Here is an 11,268-nt window from a genome sequence, read left to right on the forward strand (position 1 = left end):
CGAGAGGGAGCGGCCTTGGCCGTTCTTCCGGAGGGAGGCTACGAAGCATCCTCCGAGGTCGTCACCCTGATGGATCCTCACGGCCCCCAGTCGAGGGCTTTCCAGGCGATCGCCGCAGATTTGATTTCCCAACAGATCCGGGGCGGCCATCGGGCCTTGGCGGTCTGCGGCGTGTCTCACGGGGTGGGAGTCAGCTTCGTCTCAGTGAACCTCGCCGTCGCGCTGGCGCGTCGGGGAATTTCGGTCCTCCTGGTTGACGCCAACCTGCAACGCCCTGCGCTCGAACGCTTTTTCCGCCCGGCGACTGCCAGCCGAGGCCTGCGCGAACTTCTTGCCGATCCAGGACTCCGCCCCGACGACGTGATTCACCACGGGGTGATCGACAATCTGTCGCTGCTTTACGCCGGCCTGGATACGACGCTGTCGCACCAGGACCTGCTCGGACGAGAAGCGTTGGAGCGGTTCGTGGACACCGTTCTTCGCGACTACGCATACACGATCGTAGACACCTCGGCGGCGAACCAGTCGGCAGACGCTGTGCGGGTCGCTTCCGTGCTCGGCCGCGCCCTAGTCGTGGCACGGCGGCACCATACCTTTGCGGATGACATCACCGTGCTGATCCGAGAGCTTTCGAAGGATGCCGTGACGGTTGTCGGCCCGGTTCTGAATGCTTTTTGACAACGCCTGCCCCTGGGTCGCGGCTGTAAAGAACTGGTGAACTTCCGATTCAGTATGTGAAGTGGTCGTCGCTTCGATTGCGGCGCGCTCCGGAGTGTCATGCCTAGACCGTCAACCCTGTCGCCGACCATAAAACGCGTGCTCGAGGGAGAACTGTGCACGGGCTGTGGGCTCTGCGCCGGCATCTCGAACGGTTCCATCGTCATGGAGACGGTCGCACCGGGCTATGCGCGGCCGCTTCAAAGCGCCCCCATCGCCGACGAGACTGAATCGATCATCGCCAGCACGTGTCCTGGCAATGTAGTGGAGCCCTGGCCTGCAGGGGCAAATACACACCCGTACTGGGGCGGCTGGCGGCAAATCCTCACCGGCGCAGCTACAGATGATGAAGTGTGCCATGAGGGGTCGTCGGGCGGAGTCATCTCGGCGTTGCTCATCCACGCCCTGGAAACAGGCGTCGTTGACCGCGTGCTGCACATCGCCGCCGACCCCACTGATCCGACGCGCAATGTCACGGCGACGTCGCGCACCCGCGAAGATGTGCTGGCGCGCGCCGGGTCGCGCTACACGGCTTCGTCACCGCTCCAGGCGATTGAGACAGCCCTGGCGGAGGGCGGAGCGTTCGCATTCGTCGGCAAGCCCTGCGACGTCTCGGCCTTGCGCCGATTGGCGCGTTCCGACCCGCGCGTCGAGCAACACGTACCTCTGGCTATCTCCTTCTTTTGCGGCGGCATTCCCAGCCATGACGGCGTAGGCCGCATTCTCGCCGCGCTCGGGGTCGATGCAGAAGCAGTCAGGGAGTTCCGCTTCCGGGGGCGCGGCTGGCCGGGGAACTGCGTGGCCGTCACCGATGAGGGCTCCGCGAGCATGACGTACGCGGAGAGCTGGGGGGGGCATCTGTCAAAGGAGGTCCAGTTCCGCTGCAAGATCTGCCCCGACGCCGTTGGCGGGGTGGCCGACATCGCATGCGCCGACGCCTGGTACGGCGATGACGCCGGATATCCGAGCTTCGCCGAGCAAGAGGGACGGAGCCTGATCATCAGCCGGACCGAGAGCGGAGAGCGAATGCTGAATGCGGCCATACAAGCCGACGCGGTCCGCGTGGCCCCGCTGGCGGTTGGCGAGGTCGAGAAGATGCAGCCGTCACAGGCGCGCCGAAAGCGGTTGGTGCTGGCCCGAACCGCGGCGCTGCCGATCCTCCTGCAACCGCGCCCCAAAATGGCTGGCCTGAGGGTTGCAGAGGCGGCTCGGCGGTCGCCAGTGGGCGAGTCCTTGCGAAATCTTGTGGGGACGCTTCGGCGAACGCTGACGGGCGCCAGAAGCCGCCTCTGAACGAGGCGAGGAACTATGTTTTGACAATCTTAGCTGCTAGGTAGCTGGCAAGTGGGCACAATCTCTAGAGACCCGGAGCGGTTCGAAATGCGACTGAGGCCGCTGGCGCTGGGCGCCTTTGTCTGCGCTTGCGCGGGCGGAGAAGCGATCGCGCAGCAACCGCCCGGCGTGGGATCGGAGCGCCAGATTCACGGCTTCGTCAGCGTAACCGGGACTTACGATTCCAACTTTGCACGGTCCAACAAGGCGACGGCGGCTGCTCGGGCGGTAAAGCCGCGGGAGTACCTTCTCGCGCCCAAGGCGGGCCTGAACGTGGTCCAGCCCTTTGGCCGGCAGGTCGTCTACCTGAATGGCTCGGCCGGCTATGACTTCCACCGGGAGAATTCGCAGCTCGACCGGCGCCGCTATGACGTCCAGGGTGGCTACGTCACCAGCCTGGGCATGTGCCAGCTTTCCGCGGTCGAGACGTTCCGCGCGGCCCAGAGTGATCTCGCCGATCTCGATGGCGTGAACACCAGAAACGAGCTCAGAGCCATCGGCACGTCGCTCAGCACGAGTTGCGGCCGACCCACGGGGATCGCGGTTTCGGGGAGCGTATCGCGGCTTGATGCGAAGAATTCCGCGGCTCTCCAGAAGCCGGCGGACTCCACGCTGGAGAGCCTTTCCCTGCAGGTTGGCTATTCCAACGAGAATCTCGGCCGATTCAGTCTGGTCTACAGCTATGCGGATACGGAAATGCCGAACCGCATAACCCCCGGCCGCCCTGTCGGGGATGGGTTCTGGTCCGAGACCTACGCACTTTCGGTCGAACGGGACCTGGGATCGCGGCTGACCTTGTCAGCGCAGGGCGGGCGAACCCGTTTGAAGCGTGAGTTTGCCCCGCCGGGGGTGCCGCAGGAGATCAAGACAACCACCTACTCCGGCCAGGCCGCCTATCGCATCGGAAGTCGGATGAGTGTGAACCTGAGCGGCGAGCGGACCATCAAACCCGCGCAGCGCGCCGGGAAGCTCTATGACGTTACGACCGGTGCGCAGGTCAGCGGCCAATACCAGCTTGGAACACGTTACACTTTGTCGGCGGGCTATAGCATCCGCGACGTGGACTCGAACGCAGATACGCTTTCGGCCAGGCCCGTGATCACGAATTCGAGAAATAACTCCGTGTTCGGATCTGTGCGATACCAACAGAGCGAGCTGGCGTCCCTGGTCCTGGACGTGCGCTACGAGGAACGGGATACCGATCTTCCGGAATTCAACTATTCTGCGATGCGTGTCGGAATTACTGCCCAGGTCGGCTTCTGAGTGGATGAGAAATCAATGAGCCCGAAGACATTCCTCGTTTCTCTCGCTGCTGTGGCTTCCCTCCTGATCGGCGGTTCCCAAGCGGCAGCGCAGGCGCCAAGCCAACAGCCGGGCGCCCAGGCGGCCGCGCCGAGCGCGATCGCACCCGCCGAACCAGCCTCCAGCTCGTACGTCCTTGGCCGCGATGACGTGGTGGAAGTCGGCCTGCTCGGGCGGTCCGACTTCGGGGGACGAGCGCGCGTGCAAGCCGACGGCACCATCCAGTTGCCCTTCATCGGCAAGATCCCCGCGGCCGACAAGACGACGGCGGAGCTGTCCGAGACCGTTCGCACGGCGCTGCGGACGGGCGGGTTCTTCTCAGACCCTGTCGTGGTTGTCGAAGTCGTCGGCTATGCGAGCCGCTACGTGACTGTTCTGGGCGCGGTGAACAGCCCAGGCCTGATCCCACTGAACCGGCCGTTCCGCCTTTCCGAGATCCTGGCTCGGGTTGGTGGCGTCCGTGATACGGCCGCCGACCACCTTATCGTGCGTTCCGAGGACGGCAGGGAGCGCAAATTTGTGATCCGGGAGCTCGCCACGGGCGACGCCGAACAGGATCCCTACGTGTCCGCTGGCGACAAGATCTACGCGCCCGCAGCCGAGACCTTCTACATCTATGGCCAGGTCAATTCACCCGGCGTCTACCCGATCCAGTCCGGGATGACTGTGCGTATGGCGCTTGTGCGCGGTGCGGGCCTCACGCCGTCGGGTTCCGACAAGAAGGTCGAGGCCACGCGTAACGGCAAGAAGGTGAAGCTGTCCCTTTCGGACTTGGTTGAGCCCGGCGATGTCCTGTTCGTCGGCGAGCGCCTGTTCTAAGTTTAGCGAGGGCGTCTGATGAGCATCACCCAGTTTCTTCGAATTCTCTGGGCGTACCGGACGATGGTCGCTGTGCTGACAGCGGCGTGTCTCGTGGTCAGTGGCGTGGTCGTGCAGTTTCTGCCGCCCCGCTATGAGGCTCAATCCCGTGTGATGCTCGACATCATCAAGCCCGACCCCGTAACGGGGCAGGTGATGGCGACGGCTTTCCTTCGCGCGTACACCAAAACTCAGATAGAACTGGTGCGAGATCCGCAGACCGCGCGGCTTGTGGTGAGCGATCTTAACTGGGCTGCAGATCCTGTAATGCTTCGCAAGTATCGGGAGAGCCGCAGCGACGATCTCGATTTCGAACGCTGGGCGGCCCAAGAAATCTCAGAGGGTGCGAGCGCTAGGCTGATCGAAGGAAGCAACATCCTGGAGATCACCTATTCGTCGGATTCTCCGGCGAGGGCCAAGCAAGTCGCTGACAGCCTTCGCAAGGCTTACCTCGAGACCACGCTGCAATCCCGGCGGGAAGCCGCCCGTCGAAACGCCGAGTGGTACGAAGGCCAGGCTTCGAAGTCTCGCTCCATCCTCTTCCAGGCCGAGAAGACCAAGGCCGATTTCGAACGCGAGAACGGCATCCTGCTGGGCGACGACAAGGTCGACATCGACAGCGCCCGTCTTGCGGCGTTGGCCACCAGCGGTGGCGGCGCCTTCATTGCGCCCAGCTCATCGGGGGCGTCTCCCAGCGCCCTCCAACTGTCTCGAATGGACGCCGAACTTCTGGAGGCCTCCAAGGTGATGGGACCCAACCATCCCCAGCTCCAGCAGATGCGCCAGCAAAGGGAGCTTCTCGCCCGCCAAGTCGCGCAGGAGCGGGACGCGGTCAACTCGGCCTCGGCTTCGGCTTTGAGCGCGCAACGCGCCACCAGCGGGCTGCTCGAGGCGCAGAAGGCAAAGGTCCTGGCGCAGCGGGAAAAGATCGAGCGCCTTCGCCTGATGCAGGACGAAATCGATCTGCGCCGCGAGCAGTATAACAATGCGGTGGCGCGGGCTGCCCAGCTCCGACAGGAGGCCGACGTGGCCGAAGCCGGCGCGACGCCACTGGCCAGCGCGATCACGCCGCAAGCGCCGGTGTTCCCAAACAAGCCGATGATTGTCGGGGCCGCGGTCGGCGGCGGTGCGGTGATCGGTATTCTCGGCGCGCTTCTGCTGGAAATCTTTGGCCGCCGGATCCGTAGCCTCGAGGATCTCGCCGGGGCGGTGGAAGCGCCGGTCCTGGCGATCATTCGCCCGGCGTCGGTTTCCAAGTCCCGGAAATTCAAGCTGCCGAAGCTCCAGCTTGCCAATCCCCTTCGAACCCGAACGAGCCGAACGTGAGCAAAGCTGGGGCTGAATCCATGGTCGCTTCGGCGTTGGATGTGGAGGCGCCGGTCGGGGGCGAGCGATACGAACTGTCGCCCGATCTCGTGACCCTGTCCGATCAGCGGCCGTCCGAGGCGGAGTCGATCCGCACGATCCGCACCCATCTGATCGCTCGTCACATCCGCGACGGGCGGCGCGGAATCGCCGTGTGCGCGGCGACTCCGGGCGTGGGCTGCACCTTCACGGCGACGAACCTGGCGGTCTCGCTCTCGCAAGTCGGCATCTCGACGCTGCTGATCGATGCAGACATGCGGAACCCAGGCGTTGAGACGCTCATCCGTCCGCTGCATTCGACGCCTGGATTGCGCGACTGCGCCGGGTCCGAGGACATCCAGCCGGTCACGTGCATACACAGCGAAGTCCTGCCCAACCTCTCCATCATGTATGCCGGGGGGAGGGCGGAGAACGCCCAGGAGCTGCTGGCCAGCGCCCGCTTTCGGCAACTGATCGATCGTTGCCTTCGCGACTACGAGTTCACGGTCATCGATACGCCCCCGGCGAGCCTTTGCGCCGACGCGCGGCGTATAGGATCTATTATCGGTTACGCACTGATTGTGGCGCGCAGCAACGCAACCCGGATGAGCGACGTCGTCCAGATGGATCACAGGTTCCAGGAGGACGGGACTCGGGTGGTGGGCACCGTTCTCAGCGAGGTCTGACGGTAGAATGACCGCTGTCTCGGAGGGTGGGGGCGCGCCCCGTCCAAATCTCAAGCGCTTGGTCGAGTTCCTGCCGTTGATCCTGGCCGGGATCGCCCTGGGCGCGCCTACGATGGTGCGTCTGGGCCAGCAGGTCTGGTCGATGGAGATCGGCGCCCATGGCCCCATCGTGCTGGCCACGGGCGCCTGGCTTCTGTGGCGGCGGATTCCGGCGATGACGGCCGAGGGGCGTCCTGGCCATCCGGGGCTCACGTTCCTGGCGGTCGCGCTCTCGCTGCCGGTCTACATCGTCGGCCGGGCCTATGACCTGATCAGCCTCGAGACGGCGGGAGTCTACGGTTTCGGCCTCGCTGTCCTGCACGATCGCTTTGGCGTGACGGCGATGCTGAAGAACTGGTTCCCGCTGTTCTATCTGGGCCTTCTGCTTCCGATCCCGGGCTGGCTGCTGGACGAAGCCACGGCGCCGCTCAAGCTCTTCGTCTCCGCGCTGTCGGCTGGCCTCGTCGAACCCCTCGGTATCCCGATCGTACGGGAAGGGGTCACCATGACCGTCGGGCCGTACCAGCTGCTCGTGGAAGACGCGTGCTCGGGACTGAATTCCCTGATCGGCCTGATCGCCATCACGCTCTTCTACATCTACCTGCTGCGGAATGCGGGCTGGCGCTACTCGGCGTTCCTGGTGTGCCTCATCATCCCCGTCGCGATTGCGGCGAATGTTCTCCGGATCGTGACGTTGATCCTGCTCACCTACTACTTCGGGGACGCGGTGGGGCAGGGCTTCCTGCACGTGACCGCGGGCCTGTTCCTGTTCGCAGTGTCCCTCGCCCTCATGTTTGCGATCGACAGCGTGGCGTCGCGCTTCTTCAAAGTTCCGGCGGAGGCTCGCTGATGCGTCGCCGTGACCTCGTTCTGGCCGGCCTTGCCGTGGGCGCCCTGGGCGCCGCCGAAGCCCTGCGCCCCCGGCGGAAGATGAAGCTCCTCAAGTCCGGAACGGTTGCTCAGGCGATCCCCGAGGCGTTCGGACTCTGGGAAGCCCACGCCGACGAGCTTGTCAGCCCTGAGCAAGCCGGCCGCCTGGCCCGCACGCTCTACAGCGAAATCGTTGGCCGTACTTACGTGAATGCGGAGTCCGGCGCGGGCGTGATGGTGCTGGCGGCATATGGCGACACCCAGAGCGACCTGCTGCAACTCCACCGTCCGGAGAGCTGCTACCCGGCCGTTGGATTCACGCTGACGTCGGCGCGCTCGATCGCCCTGCCGCTGCGCCCGGGCGTGACCCTGCCGGCCCGCGAGGTCGTGGCGACCATGGAAGGTCGGACCGAGAACATCCTCTACTGGACCCGCATGGGTGAGACGCTGCCGCGGACAGGCGGTGAGCAGCGCGAAGCGCGGCTGCAGAACGCTATCCAGGGCGTGGTGCCCGACGGCATCCTGCTTCGCTGCTCGATGCTTGGCGAGTCCGAGAAGTCGTTCAGCACCCTATCAGCATTTGTGCCCGAGCTGCTTCGATCGGTGCCCAAGCCTCAGCTGCCGGCCTTGATCGGTACTAACCTAGCTAAGAGCATAGGCTAGGGTCTGTACTCATAACCCTTGCTGAGTGGGGCGACGCTTGATTCAAGGCTACCGAAAGGAGCCTTGGTATGGCGCGTTACGATCTGAGCGAGGCGGAGTGGCGGCTGATCGAGCCGTTGTTGCCGAACAAGCCGCGGGGCGTGGCCCGGGTCGACGACCGCAGGGTGATCAACGGCATCTTCTACGTGCTGCGGACAGGCTCGCCGTGGCGAGACCTGCCGGAGCGCTACGGGCCGTACACGACGGTCTACAACCGCTTCAACCGGTGGGCCAAGGCCGGGGTCTGGCTGAAGGTCTTCGAGACGCTGGCGGCCAAGTCGCCGCAGTCGATGCAACTGATCGACAGCTCAATCGTCCGGGCCCACCAGCGTAAGCGGCGCTCCACGGGCACCTTCCAGGCCTGAATCGAAGCAATGACAATGGCGATCTCGATCGGAGACGAGATCCGCACATGTCTAGTTTTGACCCTAGGCACGACCTTACGCACGAGCCCCAGCCGACGGTGGTCCGACGGCTGGAGGTGATCACCGACGTCGGCGGGCGGCGGAAGTGGTCGGTCGATGCGAAAGCCGAAATCATGCTGGAGGCGCTGGCGCCTGGGGCGACGGTGTCGGAGGTGGCGCGCCGTCACGATCTGCGGCCGCAGCAGGTGTTCGGCTGGCTGCGCGAAGCGCGCAAGGCCGCAGAGCCGGCGCCAGCGCCGGCGTTCGTGCCCGTGGTGGTCGAGCCGGAAGCGCCGGCGTCGCCCACCCCGAAGAAGCGCCGCAAACCGAGGACCGGCGGCGACATCGAAATCGAGATCGACGGCGTCGTGGTGCGGATCGGCCGCGGAGCGGAGGCCAAGACGGTCGCGGCCGTGATCCAGGCGCTGAAGGCCGGCCAGTGATCCCAGGATCGGGGCCGCCGGCGGGCGTGAAGGTGCTGGTGGCGACGAAGCCGGTGGACTTCCGCCGTGGCATGGACGGCCTGGCGCGGGCCGTGAAGGAGGATCTGAAAGCGGATCCCTACTCGGGCGTGATCTACGTCTTCCGAGCGAAGCGGGCCGACCGGATCAAGCTGCTCTACTGGGACGGGTCCGGCCTGGTGCTCTACGCCAAGCGCCTGGAACAAGGCGGCTTCCGCTGGCCGCAGATCACCGACGGCGTCATGCGGCTGAGCGCGGTGCAGCTGTCCGCGCTGATCGCCGGAATGGAGTGGACGCGAGTGATGGCGCCGCGGCGGACGCGGACGCCGCAGGAGGTGTCCTGACCGCTGCGGCGAGATGACTCAGGGCGCACGCGGGGGCGCCTCAGAAGGCCGGCGCTGTGGTCTACTTGGCCCGTGGAAATGCCGCGCGACATGGAAGCCGAGGCGCTCTGGGAACTGCTCCAGGCCGAGCGCGCGCGCCATGCCGCCGAGATCGCCGAGCGCGATCAGAAGATCGCCGCTCACGAGGACGCCCGGGCCGCCGACCACGAGGAGATCGCGCGGCTGAGCCGGATCATCCGGGATCTCCAGCGAACCACCTTCGGCGCCCGCTCGGAGAAGCTGGATCCCGATCAGCTCGCGCTGGCGCTGGAGGAGCTCGAGCAGGAGCTGGCCAGCGCGGAGCTGCGCCTGTCGACCCCGACCGAGAAGACGGCGAACGCCGCTAAGCGGCGCGCGAACCGCGGATCGCTGCCGGCCCATCTGCAGCGCGTCGAACAGGTGATCGACATCGACGACAAGACCTGCCCGTGCTGCGCAGGCGCCCTGCACCGGATCGGCGAGGACGTAGCCGAGCGGCTGGACGTGATCCCGGCGACCTTCCGCGCCTTGGTGGTCCGCCGGCCCAAGTACGGCTGCCGGGCTTGCGAGGAAGTGGTGGTGCAGGCCCCCGCGCCGACGCGCCTGATCGAGGGCGGGCTGCCCACCGAAGCCACCATCGCCCACGTCGTGGTGGCCAAATACGCGGACCACACCCCGCTGTATCGCCAGGCCCAGATGTACGCCCGGCGCGGCGTCGTGCTCGACCGCTCGACCCTGGCGCACTGGACCGGGACCGCGGCGGAGCTGCTGAAGCCGCTGCACGCCCGGTTGCTTGAGAAGCTGAAGGCCTCCGGAAAGCTCTTCGCGGATGAGACCCGGGCTCCGGTGCTGGATCCCGGGCGCGGACGAACCAAGCTCGGGCAGCTATGGGCCTACGCGCGCGACGACCGCCCCTGGGGCGGTCCCGCGCCGCCGGGCGTGGCCTTCGTCTATGCGGGTGATCGGGCGACGTCGTCGCCGGCGCAGCATCTGGCCGGCTACCGCGGCGTGCTGCAGACCGACGGCTACAGCGCCTACAAGGCCCTGGCCAAGGGCGGCGCTGTCGAGCTCGCCTTCTGCTGGACCCACACGCGCCGCTACTTCCACAAGCTGCTCGACGAGAAGAACCCGGCGAAGACGCCGATCGCGGCCGAGGCGATCGCCCGCATCCAACAGCTCTACGCCATCGAGGACGAGATCCGCGGCCGATCGGCGGACGAGCGCCGCGCCGCGCGCCAGGCGAAGAGCGCGCCGATCTTGGCCGACCTGAAGACCTGGCTGAGCGCGCGCCTCGAGCTGATCAGCCAGAAGAGCGACCTGGCCAAGGCGATCCGCTACGTCCAGACCCACTGGGAGGGCCTGATCCGCTTCGTCGACGACGGGCGCGTCGAGCTCGACACCCACACCGTCGAGCGCGCCATCCGGCCGCTGGCTCTGACGCGGAAAAACAGCCTCTTCGCCGGCAGCGAAGGCGGGGCGGAACACTGGGCGGTGCTGGCCTCGCTCATCGCCACCTGCAAGCTCAACCACGTCGAGCCGCAGGCCTACATCGAGGACGTCATCACCAAGCTCATCAACGGCCATCTCCAGAGCCGCCTCGACGAGCTCTTGCCCTGGGCCTACGCGCCGAGGCCTGCCGCCGTCGCGGCCTGACCTAAACCCCCGCCAAACGCGCCCCGCCCCGTGTGCTCGCGGCGCCGCTTACCCACCAGCACGCCGCCGGCGGAAAAAAGGGGGCCCGGATCACGCCATTGGCCGTTCTCGTGGGGGACTGAGCACCAAGATCCACGCCGTCGTCGATCAAGACGGCCTGCCGGTCAGGATCATGCTCACCGCCGGTCAGGCCTCCGACATGACCGCCGTGCCCGACCTACTCGCCGGACTACCCGTCCCCACGACCGTCGTCGCCGACCGTGGCTACGACTCCAACGCCGTCCTCGATCTGATCCGCCGCTCAGGCGCCGAGCCGGCCATCCCGAGCACCTCGCAACGAACCGTCCGACGTTCCGTCGACATGGCGATCTACCGCCAGCGCAACCTCGTCGAGCGCTTCTTCTGCAGCCTCAAGCACTTCCGACGCATCGCCACCCGCTTCGACAAACTAGCCAGGAACTTCCTCGCCACCGTCCTCCTCGGATCAGCACGCCTCTGGCTACAGGCTTATGAGTCCACGCCCTAGGCGGAGCCCTCA

12 protein-coding genes and 1 pseudogene are annotated in these 11,268 nt (G+C 66.0%); all 13 read left to right on the forward strand.

Annotation, left to right across the window (positions count from 1 at the left end):
- The first annotated feature begins 15 nt into the window (after positions 1–15).
- The 13 genes and pseudogenes from DJ019_RS09815 (at position 16) to DJ019_RS09875 (ending at position 11,256) form a co-directional block, all read left to right on the forward strand.
- On the forward strand, positions 16–678 hold the full coding sequence (locus DJ019_RS09815; RefSeq protein ID WP_165843965.1) for a CpsD/CapB family tyrosine-protein kinase: 663 nt from the start codon (positions 16–18) through the stop codon (positions 676–678).
- A gap of 99 nt (positions 679–777) precedes the next feature.
- A complete protein-coding gene (locus DJ019_RS09820) occupies positions 778–2,010 on the forward strand; it encodes a Coenzyme F420 hydrogenase/dehydrogenase, beta subunit C-terminal domain (RefSeq protein WP_111275835.1) in 1,233 nt (410 codons plus the stop codon).
- An 87-nt stretch (positions 2,011–2,097) separates the two neighbouring features.
- Entirely contained in the window at positions 2,098–3,312 is a 1,215-nt protein-coding gene (locus DJ019_RS09825; RefSeq protein WP_111275836.1) for a porin family protein, read from the forward strand.
- Positions 3,313–3,327: 15 nt separating this feature from the next.
- Positions 3,328–4,170, forward strand: a complete 843-nt coding sequence (locus DJ019_RS09830; RefSeq protein ID WP_111275837.1) for an SLBB domain-containing protein — start codon at positions 3,328–3,330, stop codon at positions 4,168–4,170.
- Positions 4,171–4,188: 18 nt separating this feature from the next.
- Positions 4,189–5,535: an exopolysaccharide biosynthesis protein EpsF gene (locus DJ019_RS09835; protein WP_111275838.1), complete on the forward strand. Its 1,347-nt coding sequence runs from the start codon at positions 4,189–4,191 to the stop codon at positions 5,533–5,535.
- A 20-nt stretch (positions 5,536–5,555) separates the two neighbouring features.
- Positions 5,556–6,239, forward strand: a complete 684-nt coding sequence (locus tag DJ019_RS09840) for a CpsD/CapB family tyrosine-protein kinase (protein ID WP_111275839.1) — start codon at positions 5,556–5,558, stop codon at positions 6,237–6,239.
- Positions 6,240–6,246: 7 nt separating this feature from the next.
- Positions 6,247–7,128, forward strand: coding sequence for an exosortase V (xrtV, locus tag DJ019_RS09845; RefSeq protein ID WP_111275840.1), 882 nt, complete (start codon positions 6,247–6,249; stop codon positions 7,126–7,128).
- Entirely contained in the window at positions 7,128–7,811 is a 684-nt protein-coding gene (epsI, locus tag DJ019_RS09850) for an exosortase-associated protein EpsI, V-type (RefSeq protein ID WP_111275841.1), read from the forward strand. Before xrtV ends, epsI begins: the two co-directional genes overlap by 1 nt.
- 68 nt (positions 7,812–7,879) lie before the next feature.
- Positions 7,880–8,179, forward strand: a pseudogene (locus DJ019_RS09855) (IS5 family transposase); the annotation flags it as partial.
- An 83-nt stretch (positions 8,180–8,262) separates the two neighbouring features.
- Entirely contained in the window at positions 8,263–8,697 is a 435-nt protein-coding gene (gene tnpA / locus DJ019_RS09860) for an IS66-like element accessory protein TnpA (RefSeq protein WP_111275842.1), read from the forward strand.
- Complete coding sequence (gene tnpB / locus DJ019_RS09865; protein WP_205854135.1) at positions 8,694–9,059, forward strand: IS66 family insertion sequence element accessory protein TnpB; 366 nt, start codon at positions 8,694–8,696, stop codon at positions 9,057–9,059. Before tnpA ends, tnpB begins: the two co-directional genes overlap by 4 nt.
- A 90-nt stretch (positions 9,060–9,149) precedes the next feature.
- Positions 9,150–10,730 carry an IS66 family transposase gene (tnpC, locus tag DJ019_RS09870; protein ID WP_420849861.1) on the forward strand — a complete coding sequence of 527 codons (1,581 nt, stop codon included), beginning with the start codon at positions 9,150–9,152 and terminating at the stop codon, positions 10,728–10,730.
- A 118-nt stretch (positions 10,731–10,848) separates the two neighbouring features.
- The gene (locus DJ019_RS09875; RefSeq protein ID WP_240606433.1) at positions 10,849–11,256 is read left to right on the forward strand and encodes an IS5 family transposase; all 408 of its coding nucleotides are present in this window, start codon (positions 10,849–10,851) and stop codon (positions 11,254–11,256) included.
- Positions 11,257–11,268: the final 12 nt, after the last annotated feature.

The sequence above is a fragment of the Phenylobacterium kunshanense genome (assembly GCF_003254525.1).
Classification (GTDB): domain Bacteria; phylum Pseudomonadota; class Alphaproteobacteria; order Caulobacterales; family Caulobacteraceae; genus Phenylobacterium; species Phenylobacterium kunshanense.

Bases quoted from the DNA above. Each gene is read 5' to 3' on its own strand.
- xrtV (WP_111275840.1), top strand. From the start codon at position 6,247: ATGACCGCTGTCTCGGAGGGTGGGGGCGCGCCCCGTCCAAATCTCAAG.
- DJ019_RS09825 (WP_111275836.1), top strand. From the start codon at position 2,098: ATGCGACTGAGGCCGCTGGCGCTGGGCGCCTTTGTCTGCGCTTGCGCG.
- tnpC (WP_420849861.1), top strand. From the start codon at position 9,150: ATGGAAGCCGAGGCGCTCTGGGAACTGCTCCAGGCCGAGCGCGCGCGC.
- tnpA (WP_111275842.1), top strand. From the start codon at position 8,263: ATGTCTAGTTTTGACCCTAGGCACGACCTTACGCACGAGCCCCAGCCG.
- epsI (WP_111275841.1), top strand. From the start codon at position 7,128: ATGCGTCGCCGTGACCTCGTTCTGGCCGGCCTTGCCGTGGGCGCCCTG.
- DJ019_RS09840 (WP_111275839.1), top strand. From the start codon at position 5,556: ATGGTCGCTTCGGCGTTGGATGTGGAGGCGCCGGTCGGGGGCGAGCGA.
- DJ019_RS09830 (WP_111275837.1), top strand. From the start codon at position 3,328: ATGAGCCCGAAGACATTCCTCGTTTCTCTCGCTGCTGTGGCTTCCCTC.
- DJ019_RS09835 (WP_111275838.1), top strand. From the start codon at position 4,189: ATGAGCATCACCCAGTTTCTTCGAATTCTCTGGGCGTACCGGACGATG.
- DJ019_RS09820 (WP_111275835.1), top strand. From the start codon at position 778: ATGCCTAGACCGTCAACCCTGTCGCCGACCATAAAACGCGTGCTCGAG.